Source organism: Terrimonas rubra, from assembly GCF_042686025.1.
Lineage (GTDB): Bacteria > Bacteroidota > Bacteroidia > Chitinophagales > Chitinophagaceae > Terrimonas > Terrimonas rubra.
This window is the reverse complement of record NZ_JBHUOZ010000003.1, coordinates 1,218,212-1,234,272: the sequence shown is the minus strand read 5'-3', so window position 1 is coordinate 1,234,272 and position 16,061 is coordinate 1,218,212. Positions and strand designations below refer to the sequence as shown.

The 16,061-nt window shown below is 43.6% G+C and carries 11 protein-coding genes; 7 read left to right on the top strand and 4 right to left on the bottom strand.

Going from position 1 to position 16,061, the window contains the following annotated elements:
* Positions 1 to 211 precede the first annotated feature (211 nt).
* Positions 212 to 1,789, bottom strand: a complete 1,578-nt coding sequence (gene hutH / locus ACFS6H_RS14365; protein ID WP_386100165.1) for a histidine ammonia-lyase — start codon at positions 1,787 to 1,789, stop codon at positions 212 to 214.
* 161 nt (positions 1,790 to 1,950) lie between these two features.
* On the opposite strand from hutH, the gene ACFS6H_RS14360 reads away from it, so the two are divergent.
* Positions 1,951 to 2,637 carry a DedA family protein gene (locus tag ACFS6H_RS14360; protein ID WP_386100162.1) on the top strand — a complete coding sequence of 229 codons (687 nt, stop codon included), beginning with the start codon at positions 1,951 to 1,953 and terminating at the stop codon, positions 2,635 to 2,637.
* A 79-nt stretch (positions 2,638 to 2,716) separates the two neighbouring features.
* Here ACFS6H_RS14360 and ACFS6H_RS14355 read toward each other — a convergent pair whose 3' ends face one another.
* On the bottom strand, positions 2,717 to 5,248 hold the full coding sequence (locus tag ACFS6H_RS14355; protein WP_386100159.1) for a S9 family peptidase: 2,532 nt from the start codon (positions 5,246 to 5,248) through the stop codon (positions 2,717 to 2,719).
* A 206-nt stretch (positions 5,249 to 5,454) separates the two neighbouring features.
* Here ACFS6H_RS14355 and ACFS6H_RS14350 point away from each other — a divergent pair, with 206 nt between their 5' ends.
* The gene (locus ACFS6H_RS14350; protein WP_386100156.1) at positions 5,455 to 6,285 is read left to right on the top strand and encodes a hypothetical protein; all 831 of its coding nucleotides are present in this window, start codon (positions 5,455 to 5,457) and stop codon (positions 6,283 to 6,285) included.
* Positions 6,286 to 6,316: 31 nt separating this feature from the next.
* On the opposite strand, the gene ACFS6H_RS14345 is transcribed toward ACFS6H_RS14350, so the two are convergent.
* Positions 6,317 to 7,444: a cysteine desulfurase family protein gene (locus ACFS6H_RS14345; RefSeq protein ID WP_386100153.1), complete on the bottom strand. Its 1,128-nt coding sequence runs from the start codon at positions 7,442 to 7,444 to the stop codon at positions 6,317 to 6,319.
* Between the two features lie 403 nt (positions 7,445 to 7,847).
* On the opposite strand from ACFS6H_RS14345, the gene topA reads away from it, so the two are divergent.
* The 3 genes from topA to ACFS6H_RS14330 all read left to right on the top strand — a co-directional run bounded on the left by topA (position 7,848) and on the right by ACFS6H_RS14330 (position 12,415).
* Positions 7,848 to 10,436: a type I DNA topoisomerase gene (gene topA / locus ACFS6H_RS14340; RefSeq protein WP_386100150.1), complete on the top strand. Its 2,589-nt coding sequence runs from the start codon at positions 7,848 to 7,850 to the stop codon at positions 10,434 to 10,436.
* 277 nt (positions 10,437 to 10,713) lie between these two features.
* Positions 10,714 to 12,009, top strand: coding sequence for a tRNA (N(6)-L-threonylcarbamoyladenosine(37)-C(2))-methylthiotransferase MtaB (gene mtaB / locus ACFS6H_RS14335; RefSeq protein WP_386100147.1), 1,296 nt, complete (start codon positions 10,714 to 10,716; stop codon positions 12,007 to 12,009).
* A 115-nt stretch (positions 12,010 to 12,124) separates the two neighbouring features.
* Positions 12,125 to 12,415 carry a hypothetical protein gene (locus ACFS6H_RS14330; RefSeq protein WP_386100145.1) on the top strand — a complete coding sequence of 97 codons (291 nt, stop codon included), beginning with the start codon at positions 12,125 to 12,127 and terminating at the stop codon, positions 12,413 to 12,415.
* A 111-nt stretch (positions 12,416 to 12,526) separates the two neighbouring features.
* Here the strand turns inward: ACFS6H_RS14330 and ACFS6H_RS14325 are convergent, their stop codons facing one another.
* Positions 12,527 to 14,164 (bottom strand): pyruvate dehydrogenase complex dihydrolipoamide acetyltransferase, encoded by a 1,638-nt coding sequence (locus ACFS6H_RS14325; RefSeq protein ID WP_386100142.1) that lies wholly within the window; start codon positions 14,162 to 14,164, stop codon positions 12,527 to 12,529.
* Between the two features lie 227 nt (positions 14,165 to 14,391).
* Between ACFS6H_RS14325 and ACFS6H_RS14320 the strand changes: the two genes are divergently transcribed.
* Both ACFS6H_RS14320 and ACFS6H_RS14315 read left to right on the top strand, forming a co-directional pair.
* The gene (locus ACFS6H_RS14320; RefSeq protein WP_386100139.1) at positions 14,392 to 14,877 is read left to right on the top strand and encodes a YkgJ family cysteine cluster protein; all 486 of its coding nucleotides are present in this window, start codon (positions 14,392 to 14,394) and stop codon (positions 14,875 to 14,877) included.
* A gap of 48 nt (positions 14,878 to 14,925) precedes the next feature.
* Complete coding sequence (locus tag ACFS6H_RS14315) at positions 14,926 to 15,660, top strand: lysophospholipid acyltransferase family protein (protein WP_386100136.1); 735 nt, start codon at positions 14,926 to 14,928, stop codon at positions 15,658 to 15,660.
* The last annotated feature ends 401 nt before the right edge of the window (positions 15,661 to 16,061 follow it).

Here is a 16,061-nt window from a genome sequence, read left to right as displayed (position 1 = left end):
ACTGAGCCATTTCCGGCTGTTAACAAAGTAAGTGCACAGAGCAAACAAAAACAGCGAATTCAGAAACACGTTCAACACTACCAGTATGTTCATCAATATAAAATCACTATGCTGTTCCTTCTCATGGTTATCAGCTCCTTTCAATTATTATTACGCATAAAAAAAGCTACATACCATGCAGCTTTAAAATTTACGGCCAGTAACAAAAACATTAACCGATATCAAAAACACCGTAACCCTGGTTCAATGCAATGTTCTTACCAGATGCAAAATCATTTACTGCATTCACAAAACTAAAGTCCTTGATAGTGCCGGCTACTTTGTTGATATCATCGGCAAAAATCCTGTCCTCCTCGGCAAAGCCCACATAACGGCGGATATAGTCATGCGCAAATTCCAATATAGCGGAGCTTTTTAAAGGCCTTCTGAATTCAATGGCCTGGCAGGCACTCAGCAATTCAATGGCGAGTATGTATTCTAAATTATCCAATACCTTGTTTAATTTACGGCCACTGATGCTCCCCATACTTACATGATCTTCCTGGCCCAGCGAAGTAGGAATGCTGTCAGCACTCGCCGGGAAACAAAGGGTTTTATTTTCCGTTACCAGTGCCGCAGTGGTGTATTGCGGGATCATAAAACCACTGTTCAAGCCTACATCTTTCATCAATAACATAGGCAGGCCCCATTTGCCTTCCAGTAATAAATAACAACGCCTGTCGGCAATATTGCCCAGTTCGGCAGCCGCAAAGCAGGCATAGTCCAAAGGCAGGGCCAGGGGCTGGCCATGAAAGTTGCCGCCACTGATGGTATCATCGGCCGATAGGATAATGGGGTTATCTGTTACGGCATTCAACTCTATTTCAGTCAACTCTTTTAAATGCAGCCAGGCATTACGGCTGGCCCCATGTACCTGCGGCATACAACGTAAACTATAGGGGTCCTGTACGCGGCCGCAATCAATATGACTCTGCATAATATCGGAGTGCTGCAGTAATAAACGTAAGCGTTGTGCTACCAGTTTATTGCCGGCAAAGGGGCGCAGGTCATGCAGGCGGCTGTCAAAGGGCGCATTGGTGCCTGTCAGCGATTCCAGGGTCATAGCACCGATAATATCGGCAGCTTCCAGGCAGTTATGCATACGCTGTACCGCTTTTACGGCAAATGACAGTATAAATTGTGTACCATTAATCAGGGCCAGGCCTTCCTTGGGGCCCAGTTGTATAGGGACTACCCCTTCTTTTGCAAACACTTCTGCTGTGGGTACCCGCTTACCTTTATACATACATTCACCCAAACCAATCAGTGGTAGGAATAAATGAGAAAGTGGTGCCAGGTCGCCCGAAGCACCCACACTACCCTTTTCGGGTACTACGGGAATAATATCATTATCAATATGCCATACAATACGCTGTAAAGTAGTAAGCTGTACCCCGCTGAAACCTTTTGCCAGGGCATGGGCCTTGGTAATAAGCATGATCCTGGCTACTTCGGTGGATATGGCATCACCTACACCTACACTATGACTCTGTAGTATCTTATATTGTAAAGTGGCTGTATCTGCCGCAGAAATGGGTTTATTGGCCAATATGCCAAAGCCCGTATTTACGCCATAAACCGTGCGTTCACTGTCAACAATATCCTGTACCGCCTGTTGAGAGGCCCGGATCTGTTCGATGGCTTTGGCATTAAATCCCGCTTTTATTTTCCCGCTGGCAATGGCAATCGTTTTTTGTACCGTTAAAACATCAATACCATAATTAAACGCAATGGATGTATTCGTACTCATTTTTCAAAAGTAAAAATTTAAAGGTAAAAACAATGCATGGCCCTTATAATCTGTGTTGCTAAAAAGGTGACAATAAGTTATTTCTGTTAAAAAAACATATACATGGTTATCACAAGGGCCGGATGCTTACCTTTGCGCAACTTTTAAAACCTGTGTCGTTTATGATGGAGTTGTTTGACTTTATAATGCATATTGATGATCACCTGAAAGTTATTCTTGATGATTACGGTATTTGGGTGTATGCCATTTTGTTTGCCATCATTTTTGTGGAAACAGGTGTGGTGATCATGCCTTTTTTACCCGGAGACTCCTTATTATTCGCAACCGGTATGCTGGCAGCCCAGTTCCCTGATTCTTTAAATATATGGATCGTCCTGGTTTTACTCTTAATTGCCGCCATTGCCGGTGATGCGGTGAACTATGCCATCGGGCGGTATTTCGGGATGCGGGTAACCAATATTAAAATTTTCGGCAAAAGTTTTATTAAACCGGAGCATATTGAAAAAACACATGCTTTTTACGAAAAATACGGTCCTACTACCATTATCATTGCCCGCTTTATACCCATTGTAAGAACCCTGGCTCCTTTTGTAGGCGGTGTGGGTAAGATGAAGTATTCTACATTTTTAACCTATAATGTATTGGGTGCATTTTTATGGGTGGTAAGCTTAACCCTGGCCGGCTTTTACCTGGGCCAGATAAGTTTTGTAAAAGAGAATTTCGGTAAAGTGGTATTGATCATCATCGGTCTTTCTATATTACCGGCCGTGATTCCGCTTTTAAAACACTGGATCAGCAAAAGAAGGAAAAAGAAAGCGGATGCTGAACAGACCAACAGTGAAATATAATGTACCGGTAATAAAAACGTTTAATGCATAAAATAATAAAAGGGGCAATTGCCCCTTTTATTATTTGTATAAGTACTCCTTATTTTGATTGTTCCACTTCCCTGTTCATCTCCTCCATATCTACCGGCCTTTCGGTATCGCCCAGCAGATGCGCCGCAAAGTAATCACAACCCTTCCAGAAGAAGTATTCTGTCATTGGGCCATAACCATGTCTCTGCCCCGGTAATAATACCAGTTCAAATCTTTTGTTGGCTTTGATCAGTGCATTGGCCATACGGATGGTATTGGCAGGGTGTACATTGTTATCAATATCACCTGTGCTCAGCATTAAATGTCCTTTCAGGTTTTTGGCCAGTGCAGGATTACGTTCAATATTGTACACAAAGCTGGTATCACCTTTATCACTCACTTTCTCCAATACGCCATGGTGTTTTTCGCTCCACCAGCGGTTATAGATATTGTTTTCGTGGTTACCGGCGCTGCTCACCGCAACTTTAAAGAAGTCAGGATATACCAGCATGGCAGCTGTACTCATAAAACCACCACCACTGTGTCCATGGATACCTACCCTGTTCACATCAATAAATTTATGACGATAGCCTAATTGTTCTATCGCTGCTTTTTTATCAGCCAGTCCATAGTCACGCAGGTTACCATAACCATAGTTGTGGTACCATTTGCTACGGCTTGGGTGACCACCGCGGTTACCCACCGTGATCACGATAAAGCCTAACTGGGCCAAACGGTCAATACGGTCCATGCCTTTACCAAAAGCTTTATTTACGGCTTCGGTTTGCGGTCCGGGATATACATATTCAATGATCGGGTAAGACTTTGTGCTGTCAAAGTCAAATGGTTTATACATTACACCATACAGGTCAGTAATGCCATCATCAGCTTTTACCACAAATGGCTCGGGGAATTTATAACCGGCTTCAAATAAACCGCTCATATCAGTTTTTTCCAATGGCAGCACCACTTTACCGGTGTTATCCATTAATGCCGATTCAGGCGCTGTATTTACCCTTGAAGAAGTATTCACAAAAAAGCGGCTGTTGTCATCCATGCTTACACTGTGATCAAAGTTACCCTTGTTCAGTAATTGTAAGCCGCTGCCATCAAAGTTTACACGGTATAAATGCAGGTAGTAAGGATCTTCGCCTGCCTCGCGGCCATTGGCCGTGAAATACAGTACCCTGTTTTTTTCATCAATACTTTCAATGTCTTCGCAGTGGAAAGGTCCGCTGGTGATCTGGTTTTTCAGTTTACCTTTTTCATCGTACAGGTAAAAATGTGCCCAGCCGTCTGCTTCGCTCCATTGAATTAACTCTTTACCACCATTTACCAGGCCTATACGGCGGTTCTCCACGTAGGTATTCAAACGCTCTTCAATTAATGTTACGGCAGTATCCGATTTAACATCCACTACGCAAACATCAATACGTTTCAGGTCGCGGCTGGTACGGCTGATATAGAATTTATCATTGGTACCATGCCAGAAAGAAGCCCGGAACTCATCATCCCTTTCCTTTTGCAGTGGTGGCTTGCTCCACACACTTACTTCCTGGTCTTTAAAGGCGTTTATCCTGATCTTTTTACCTTTTTTGGTAGCAAAGTCAAACAGGTAAAGTTCTCTTATCGGTGCTTCTTTTTCGCCTGGCATCTGGTATTTATAGGTTTCCAGGGTTGGCCTTGGCTCCGATACATTGTTCAATACCCACAGGTCTTTTACCAGGCGGTTATCTGAACGGGTCAATACAAAGTATTTACCGTCGGGAGACCACTGTACAAAAGCCCGTTTACGTTTGTTTTTGTTTTTTTCCTTATCCACGTTGTTCTCACCGCCGCCACCGCCATAGCTGTATTCTTCTTCGCCATCGGTAGTGATCTGGTGTTCCACAATCGTACTATCATCATCCTTCACCTGTGCTTTGGCATAGTTGGCACTATCCATCCAGTACAGGTTATTGTTTTTTGCATACAGGATGGTTTTCCTGTCCGGTGAAAAAGATGCCCACATGGTCCTGTCCTTCGGCTTCTCATAATCTTTCAGTTCGGTCAGTACGCCACTGTTCAGGTTATATTCAAAATAGAATATTTTCTTTTCAGTTGCTCCTGCCGCTCCTCCGGGAGCACCCGCGCCACGGCCACCGGCTCCACCCCTGCCTCTTGCCGTTGTGGCAGCCGTATCTTTTTTAGCGGCTGTGTCTTTTTTCACCACGTCCTGCGTGCTTCTTATTTCAAAGCTGATGGTATTCTCATCCTTAATGAACTTCAGGTTTTGAATAGGCAGGTGTTGCGCATCAAAGGGATCACGCACAATGCGGGTAATTTCAGCCGCCAGTTTAGCATTGTCAAACAAAGGTTTTTTCACTTTACGGGCTGCGTCCACTATGTACCACAGTTTACCCTGGCGGGTTTCGTACACATACCAGAAACGGTCGCTGTTTTTTAACCAATGCGGATCAACACTGGTACTGAACAACATTTTATTAACCTTATTGGGTGAAAATCGGGCAGCTAATGCATAATTAGCCTTTACAGGTGGGGTATTTTGTGCCTGCGTAATCAGAGCCGAGAACACAAAACCCAACAATAAAACTTTTCTCATGAATGGTTTGAATATTGAGTTATTAGAGGAAACCATAAATATAACAAGGTTTACCCACAGAAATCTACCACTTATATAAAACTTTTAACATTTATCCCGGAAAACGATCGCCTGTGTACAGGATGCCCCATGGCTGAATACCCATTAGAGGGTATTGCATCCTATGTTAAACTTTACTAACCTTGTTATCTAAAACCCGCCACAATATGAACCGCAGGATTTTTTTACAAAGAAGCAGCATGGCACTTGCCTCTATTGCCGCCATACCGTTAGCTGTTCGCAGTAATAACCAGCAATCTTCCAGTACCTATGCACTCAGGAATGTAACTGATAAGAATAAAACGGTCAGTTATGTTTTTAAGGTGATCCATAATGGTATTACCGGCTTTGCAACAGCAAAACCCGCTGAAAAATTATTAGAGGTACAGGTAATTACCTTACTCGACAAAACAACCGGCGCCACCAAGACGGTTACCGTGTTTTACGATATTACACAGGTTACCAAAAACAGCAACGGCAGCAGCACTTACAGGATTGAAGCGAAGTTCAATGAAAAAGTTTCGGGTGACAGTAAACCTGCTGATGCCTTAGGCAAGTCTTTACTTATTGATTGTACCACCTTCTCCGTGTTAAACATCCTGAAAAAGAACAACGAGGTATCCTTATCGCTGAAATATGAAACAGGAGGAAGTACTTCTTCCGGAGATGATGATGATGTATGTTTTTTAACAACGGCCTGTGTACACCATAAAGGCATGGCTGATGATTGTGATGAACTGCAAACCCTGCGTTGGTTGCGGGATAATTATATGGCAAATTACGCCGAAGGCAGGAACTTATTGAAAGCTTATAGAACCGAAGGACCGCGCATGCTAAAGGCAATGCGGGAGTTTGACAACCGGCCCGAGATCCTGGATTATCTTCATGATCACCTGGTACAACCTTCTGTGGTATTGGTAAAAGCAGGACATTACCAGGCAGCCACCGACTATTATGCCGCTTTTGTAAAGGAGATGATGAGCAAATATTTAGCATAAACAAAGGCCCGGAACATTCCGGGCCTTTGTTTTATACCAGTTCTTTTACTTTTGCTATCACGGCATCTACTTCTTCCTTTGTATTGTGTTTACAAAAAGAAAAACGAACGGCCACCCTGTCCGGGTCGTTATTAAGGGCCTGTATCACATGCGATCCCTGGTTGGCACCACTGCTGCAGGCACTACCGCCCGATACACAAATGCCATTCATATCCAGGTTAAATAATAACATTTCAGACATTTCGGTTTTAGGGAATGACACATTTAAAACCGTATATAAACAACTGCCTTCCTGGTCGCCATTGAAAGCTACGTCCGGAACATGCTGGCGCAACTGTTCAATCATATATTTTTTTACCGATAAAATTCCCACACTGTCGGTATCGTAATTAGCCATTGCATTTTCCAGTGCTTTTGCAAACCCCACAATGCCATACAGGTTTTCTGTACCGGCACGCATATTTCTTTCCTGGCCACCGCCAAAGATGAATGGTTTGATCTTTACATCCTGGTTGATATATAAAATACCCACGCCTTTTGGTCCATGAAATTTATGGCCTGCGCCGGAGATGAAGTGCACATGTAAGCGGCTTAAATCAATAGGATAATGCCCTACCGTTTGTACACAATCCGAATGAAAGATAGCATGGTATTTTTCACACAGTTCACCCACCGCTTTGATGGGTAAAAGGTTACCGATCTCATTATTGGCATGCATTAAAGAGACCAGGCATCTTTCTTTGGCATTGGCCAGTTGCTGCTCCAGATCTTCCAGGTCAACATGCCCGTCTGCTTTCAGTTTTACCGTGCTGCTGGTTACCAGGCCTGCGTGTGTATAATGCTCTACTGTATGTAATACCGCATGGTGCTCAATAGGCGAGCTGATAATATGTTTACATCCCAGGTCACGGATAGCCGACAGTATAGCTGTATTGTTACTTTCAGTACCACCGCTGGTGAAGAATATTTCGCTGGGGTGCGCATGTAACAGGGCTGCAACCGACTTACGGGCTTTTTCAATGGCCAGCTTGGTTTCACGACCGTATGAATAAATGGAAGAAGGATTTCCGAACTGGGTGGTCATATAAGGCATCATCGCATCTAGCACATCCTTATCAAGGGCCGTAGTTGCAGCATTATCAAAATAGATCCTGTTCATTATGTGTATTTCAAATATTGTTTAAAATAAAAGCGTTGCAAAGTTAACCATTCCTATAAATATTGAAAAATGGAAGTTGTGGAGGAGTTCATAGTGGATGGTTAATTGTTTATAGTTTATGTGCCGCGATTTCCGGGAGCATGAGAAAAATCAGCTGCAGAAAAATTTTTAAAAAAGTTTTCGGACGGCCAACCCCGATGGCAGGAATATATCAATAAAACTATATAAATCAATACAGCAGGGCATTTCATCGATTTTTAAACCCGGGAAAACAGGCTCCCATTTTGCTGACAGAATGGTGTCAAAATGACCGGCAATTTGATAAAAAGAAAAAAAATTTGGTATTCTTGTTTAACTTGCCCCCTCCCAAGGAGATAGTGATATATATAATAAAGGAGTAATTATGGCGAAAAACCTGTTAATAGTAGAGAGCCCGGCCAAGGCAAAAACAATTGAAAAAATACTTGGAAAAGACTTCCAGGTAAAGAGTTGTTTCGGGCATATACGTGACCTGGAGAAGGCAGGAATGGGTATTGATATTGAAAGAAATTTTGAACCCCGATATATAATATCTGACGATAAAGAGAAAGTGGTAAAGGAACTGAAATCACTGGCATCAAAATCGGAAGAAGTATGGCTGGCAACGGATGAGGACCGTGAAGGAGAAGCTATCAGCTGGCATTTATGTGAAGTATTAGGTTTAAACCCATCCACCACCAAACGTATCGTGTTCCACGAGATCACCAAGCCCGCTATTGAAAATGCGGTAAAGAATCCGCGTTTGCTGGATATGAACCTCGTGAATGCGCAACAGGCCCGCCGGGTACTGGACCGTATTGTGGGTTTTGAACTAAGCCCCGTTTTATGGCGCAAGATGAGTATGCGTAATAACCTGAGTGCCGGACGTGTACAAAGTGTTGCCGTACGTTTAATTGCAGAGCGGGAAAGGGAGATCAATGCATTTGCCGCGCAAAGCAGTTTTAAGATCGATGCCTTTTTTACCGCCAATGATGCAGCGGGCAAAAACATTACGTTTAAAGCGGAAGGAGCCAAGTATGACCAGGTAGCAGATGCGCAGAAGTTTTTAGAAAGTTGTATCGGCGCCAGTTATGCCGTTAAGGATATACAGGTTAAACCCGGTAAACGTACACCGGCCCCGCCGTTTACCACTTCAACCCTGCAACAGGAAGCCTCCCGTAAATTAGGATATGGTGTGGCCCGTACCATGCAGATCGCTCAGCGACTGTATGAGAATGGTCATATTACCTATATGCGTACCGATAGTGTTAATTTAAGTGACACAGCCCTGGGCGATATTACCCGTACCGTAAAAGGTATGTACGGTGAAGCGTATCACCAGTTTCGCCGGTATAAGAATAAGAACCAGGGAGCGCAGGAAGCGCACGAAGCCATCCGCCCTACCTATATGGAGAAATTAACGGTGGATGACCCGGACTGGCGTCGTTTGTACGAACTGATATGGAAACGTACCATGGCCAGCCAGATGGCCGATGCTGAACTGGAAAAAACAATTGCCAAGATTGATATCTCCACTAATAAAGAAGAACTGACGGCCAGTGGCGAGGTAATTAAGTTTGAAGGCTTTTTAAAAGTATATCGCGAGGATAAGGACGACGATGAGGAAGAAGATACACAGGAAGGCATGTTACCGCCATTACAGGTAAAACAGGCCCTCCCTTTAAAGGAGATGAAAGCGACCGAACGCTTCAGCCGCCCGCAGCCACGCTTTACAGAAGCTTCGCTGGTAAAAAAACTGGAAGAAATGGGCATTGGCCGCCCCTCTACCTATGCTCCAACCATCTCTACCATTCTAAAAAGAGGATATGTAGAAAAGAGAGAGAAGGAAGGTGTGCGTCGCGATTATAGGATATTAGTATTAAAGAATGATGCCATTACCCAGAAGCAGGACTATGAAATGACCGGGGCTGAAAAAGGGAAATTGTTCCCTACCGACCTGGGCCTGGTAGTTACTGATTTTTTGAAACAGTATTTCCAGGATATTATGGACTATGGCTTTACCGCTAAAGTAGAAGGTGAGTTTGATGAAGTAGCAGAAGGAAAACTGAAGTGGAACAAAATGATCGATGATTTTTACAGCCCCTTTAAAAAGGATGTAGATAATACCATTGAAAATGCCGACCGCATTAAAGGAGAGCATGAATTAGGCATTGATCCTGAAAGCGGCAAGCAGGTGGTTGCCCGTATGGGACGTTATGGCCCCATGGTACAAATTGGCAATGCGGATGATGAGGACAAACCGCGTTTTGCCAAGATCCCTACCGGTTCCAGTATTGAGACCATTACGTTTGATGAAGCGATGGAGTTATTCAAGATACAGGGCACATTGGGCCAGTATGAGGGTAAAGACATATCCGTTAACGTAGGACGTTTTGGTCCTTATGTGAAATGGGGTGATGATTTTATTTCCATACCCCGCGGCACTGACCTTGCATCAGTTACCGTAGAACAAGCCATTGGCTTTATTAAAGAAAAACAAAAAGCCGATGCTCCTGTTGCCAGTTACGAGGACAAGCCTGTAACAAAGGGTACCGGTCGTTTTGGTCCCTTTATTAAATGGGACGGCATGTTCATTAATGTTCCCAAGCGTTACGATTTTAATAATTTAAAACAGGCCGATATCAATGAACTGATCGAAGCCAAGGTTAAAAAAGAAGAGAACCGTTATATACAACGCTGGGCCGATGAGAAAATAGCTCTGGAGAATGGCCGCTGGGGCCCTTTCATCCGTTTTGGTAAAAAAATGGTGAAGATGCCACGTAAAAAGGATGATGTGAAATACACACCTGAAGAAGCGGCAACCCTTACACTGGACCAGGTAAAACAGATGATAGAGCTGGAAATACCCGGCGCCTTTACCAAGAAAGCCCCGGCCAAGAAAAAAGCTGCCGCTAAAAAGAAGGCAGCGCCTAAAAAAGCAGCTGCTAAAAAAACAGCTACGAAGAAAAAATAAACCCATCTCACAAACCCCTCTCCGGAGGGGTTTATATTTTGTGGGCCCGGCTATTGTACTACTATCAGCTTTTGTTGCGTCGCACACTTGTACACCTGTAATCCTGTTCAGCTCCGGTAAAACTCCTGCCGTTCCGCGTTGGTATGGATAGTTCACAGCCTGGTAACCCTGGCATACCACCTCCTATAAACAATTCATTACCAGCACAAACCTTTATATTTTCAAATTTCCAAATTTCCAAATCAGCTAATTAGTTACCTTTGCACACTTATTTAATATGGCAACAGCACAAACAGTAGCATTTCATACCCTGGGTTGTAAGCTCAATTACGCCGAAACCTCCTCTATCTCCCGCCTGATGGAGAATGAAGGTTTTGAGAAAAGAGAGTTTACTGACCATGCCGACGTGTATGTGATCAATACCTGCTCTGTTACCGAAAATGCCGACAAAGAGTGCCGCCAGCTGGTACGCCGCATACAACGTAAGGCGCCGGAAAGCTTTGTAGTGATCACCGGCTGTTATGCCCAGTTAAAACCCAAGGAAATTGCTGAAATACCCGGTGTTGACCTGGTATTAGGTGCTGCTGAAAAATTTAATATAGCCCAGCATATACGTGAGTTGAGTAAAGGTGATTCGGCTAAAATATGCAGTTGTGATATTGGCGAGGTAACCGGTTTTAATACATCCTACTCCCTTGCCGACCGTACCCGTACTTTTTTAAAAGTACAGGATGGCTGCGATTATAACTGCTCCTTCTGCACCATTCCCATGGCCCGGGGCAAAAGCCGCAGCGACCTGATACAAAATGTAGTGACCAACGTCGAGGAATTGGCGCAAAAAGGCACCAAAGAGATCGTATTAACAGGCATTAACCTGGGCGATTTTGGCAAGGGCCCCGATGGCGCCGGCGTTACCATTGGTATGAATAGCCGGGAAGAGAATTTTTACGAACTGATACAAACACTGGATAAAGTGGAGGGTATTGACCGGTACCGTATCTCCTCTATTGAACCTAATTTGTTAAGCGACGAGATCATCCGTTTTGTAGCCGGCAGCAATAAATTCATGCCCCATTTTCATATTCCCCTGCAAAGTGGCAGCAACCAGGTTTTAGGGGCCATGCGCCGCCGTTATAAACGTGAATTATATGCCGACAGGGTGCAGCTGATCAAATCGCTGATGCCCGATTGTGCGATCGGTGTAGATGTTATTGTAGGCTTCCCCGGTGAAACGGATGAACTGTTTAAAGAAACTTTCGACTTTTTACATAGCCTGGATATTTCCTACCTACATGTATTTACTTATTCTGAGCGGGCAAATACACTTGCTTTGGATATTGAACCGGTAGTACCCATGCAGGTACGTCATGAACGTAATAAAACCCTGCGTAATCTATCTTACATGAAAATGCAATACTTTACCGCCCAGCACCAGGGTCAAACGCGTAAAGTACTGTTTGAGGACCACAATAAGAACGGCATGATGGAAGGTTATACCGATAATTATATCCGCATCAGCACCCCTTACCGCGCAGAATGGGCCAATAATATTGTGGACTGGAAACTGCAGTAACGGTATATTCACTGCTTAACATACAAGATTTCACACCCGGATTTGTTACTATCCCAAAAAGTATTATTTTCATACCAATGCAACTTTTGTTGGTTTCAATTGTCTTTTTTACAGTATGAAGAAATACCAGGTTACTATACACTTTACTATGGGCGACGGCTTTAACGAGCTGGTACCGCCGCACCGCACCTATATTAATTTTTTAATTAATAAGGAAGTGGTGGAACAGTATATTGTAAGTATGGAAACCCAAAGAGTATGGATCACCCTAAATGCCGAGAACCGCGAAGAAGTGGTAAAGATACTGGAACGCTCACCCATGTTCAAATTCTGGGATTATGAACTGGATGAGATCTTTCTGTGGGATGGCCAGCATTACCGTTTACCGGCAGTACAACCAAATTGACAATGAGCAGTTGCCAATGGACAATGATAAAATATTCAAATAAAAAAAGGACAAAATGTACATTTTGTCCTTTTTTTATTATCAGTTGTCCATTGTCAACTGTCAATTATTTTAAGCTAACATTCTCAATGGCTCTTCTAACAGGCTTTTTAATGTTTGCAGGAATGCAGCACCGGTAGCTCCGTCTACTACCCTGTGGTCGCAGCTTAAGGTTACTTTCATAATATTACCTGGAACAACCTGACCATTTTTCACTACAGGTACCTGGCTGATACCACCTACTGCCAGTATACAGGCATCAGGTGGGTTAATGATAGCAGTAAACTCATCAATACCAAACATTCCCAGATTAGAAATGGTAAAAGTGCTTCCTTCCCAATCGGAAGGCTGCAGTTTTTTATCTTTTGCTTTTTTAGCAAATTCTTTTACTTCTCCGGAAATAGCGGATAAAGATTTACCATCGGCAAAACGCACCACCGGTACCAGTAAACCATCTTCTACGGCTACAGCCACCCCGATATTTACATGGTGATTGACCCGGATCTTATCGCCTAACCAGCTGCTGTTAACAGCAGGATGTTGTTTTAAGGCAATAGCGCAGGCTTTTAACACCATATCATTGAAGGATACTTTAACCGGGCTGAATTCATTGATTTTGGCACGGCCTGCTACGGCAGCATCCATATCGATCTGCATGGTTAAATAGAAATGCGGGGCAGTGAACAGGCTTTCGCTTAAACGCTTGGCAATTACTTTACGCATTTGCGATACCGGAACCTCATCAAAACTTACCTGTCCGGCAGGTACGGTACTTACGGCAGCTTTTGCAGCAGGAGCGCTGGTTGCAGGAGCAGCAGTTTCTTTAAAGTTGTCAATATCCGATTTAACAATACGTCCGCCATCACCGGAACCTTTTACCTTACTGATATCGATACCTTTTTCAGATGCCAGTTTTTTAGCTAAAGGAGAGGCTTTTACACGACCGCCTTCATTGTTTGATTCAGTTGCTGTTGCATTGCTTTCAGCACTTGCACTTGCTTCAGCAGGAGCTGCTTTTTCTTCTTTTGCTGTTTCACCGCTGCTTACTGCACCACCACCTTTAGCGGCAGCCACCACAGCGTCAACATCTACTTTTCCTTCTTCCCCTATAATACAAAGCAGGTCGTTTACCTGTATCTTTTCACCTTTTTTAGCACCCTGGTATAACAGTTTACCATTTTTGTAGCTTTCCAGCTCCATGGTAGCTTTATCGGTCTCAATTTCGGCCAGCACATCCCCTTTCTTCACATCATCGCCAACATTCTTATTCCAGCTGGCAATTACGCCTTCTGTCATGGTATCGCTTAAACGGGGCATTAATACTACTTCGTCCATTTTAGAAATGTCCAAAGAACTGCCACCATCTTTTTTTTTCGGCTCTTCCGTTTTTTCGGCTTTCTCCTCTTTTTTCTCTTCCTTCTTCTCTGGTGCCGGAGCTGATCCGCCGCCTAATAAACCGGATATATCTTCACCGGCAGTACCTACAATGGCCAGGAGATCATCTACCTGTAGTTTACCGCCTTTTTCCGTACCAATATGTAAAAGCACACCATCTTTATAACTTTCCAGTTCCATGGTAGCTTTATCAGTTTCTACTTCTGCCAATAAATCGCCTTTTTTAACCGTATCACCCACTTTTTTATGCCAGGCAGCTATTACACCTTCTGTCATCGTATCACTAAGTCGGGGCATTAATATCTTTTCAGCCATGTACCTTAAAATTTTGGCCGAAATTAAGATAAAATGCTGAAAATGTAAGCGGTAAAACCTAAACAGTTTTTACCCGCAGCAGGCTGTAGCCGGTACAGGCGCAAATTACCCTGTTAAAGCCTGTTTCAGCGTTTTTCCTATACCCTTCTCCTATTAACCATACTGCACTTACATGTTCCGTTCCTTTATTTCTTACTATTTTTGTATTTTAAATTTAATACCACAACATGTCGGCTGACATTTTAAAGAACTGGCAAAAGAAATCGGGTGAACGGAGTAAGCTGTATAAACAGTATTTACAACGGGCCAATAAGAATGTGGTATTGAAACAGTTACCGGCCTTACATGAAGAAGCTTTTGAACAGGTGGACTGCCTCAGTTGTGCCAACTGCTGTAAAAACTACTCACCACGCTTTAAAACACCCGATGTAAAAAGAATTGCCAGGTACATGGGCATGCGTGAAAGCGTGTTTATAGATACCTACCTGAAAGTGGATGAAGAAGGTGATTTTGTGGTTAAAAGTTCCCCCTGCCCTTTTTTAGATCTTAACGATAATACCTGCACCATTTACGACGAACGGCCTTCGGACTGCAGGAGGTTCCCTTATACGGATGAGGATATTATTATAAAACGACAAAACCTGACATTGAAGAATGCCAGTTTTTGTCCTATCACCTATTACGTACTGGAGAAGTTACTGCAACATAAATAAGCCAGGATTACTTTACCCGGCTTATAACTATCACTTACCTTTGCGGCCATGAAATGGTTACGGGAAATAGCAGGTCGTATCTGGGCCGTTTGGGGCCTGATCAGTTTTGTAGCTACCTTTTTAATTGTTTTTATTCCTTCCATGCTGGCTTACCTGATACCCGACCCGATGGGTATGCGGTATTTTATTAAACTTGCCCGTATATGGATGGAAGTATGGTTGCGCCTGGTGGCCTGCCCCATCAGGGTAAAAGGCAGGCAGCATTTTAAAAAAGGGGAAGGTTACATTGTTACCTGTAACCATAATTCGCTGATGGATATACCACTTTCTTCGGCATTTATACCCGGCGCCAATAAAACCATTGCTAAGACCTCGTTTGCAAAGATCCCTTTGTTTGGCTGGTATTATAAAAAGGGTTCCGTATTAGTAGACAGGAAAAGTGAGATCAGCCGCCGCCGGAGTTTTGAAGAGATGAAGAAGGTATTATCGCTGGGCATGCATATGTGTATTTATCCTGAAGGTACCCGTAACCGCACCAATGACCCGCTGAAGAAGTTTTATGATGGTGCGTTTAAGTTAGCGGTGGATACAGGCCATGCGGTTATACCAGCAGTGATCTTTAATACCAAAAAAGCAGTGCCTATTCATAAACCTTTTTTCTTTTTGCCACGCCGGCTGGAAATACATTTTTTACCGCCTGTTGACCCGGCGGGTTTGTCGGTTACTGAAATAAAAGAACAGACTTTTGCGGCGATGTGGAATTATTATAATGAGCATCAATAAAGGATTTCCATTCACATAATGGTTCGTGAGACACGAACCAGGGCTTACCCACTCTTCTCAAAACGCTATAAAGCCAAAACCGTCAACCCGGCGAAGGAGAGGTTTTATTAATCAGGTAGTAAGTCTCCGCATGTTGAAGATGCCTCCTGCGTCGGCATGACGTTGCTGGTTCATTAATATTAATTTATTTCGTACGACACGAACCAGGGCTTAATTTACCAGGATGATGTTTTGGTGGTACTATTGACGGGCTGCCCGATTGCAGTGAAAAGCCCGCTGAGGCATTGTGGTAAGGTTTGTGGCGGACTTGTAACGGAAAGCGGGGACTATAGCCGGGCATGGTTACTGCTGCCGACAGCCCCTATTAAAAAAATAACAGCTGAGCAGCATTCACAACAATA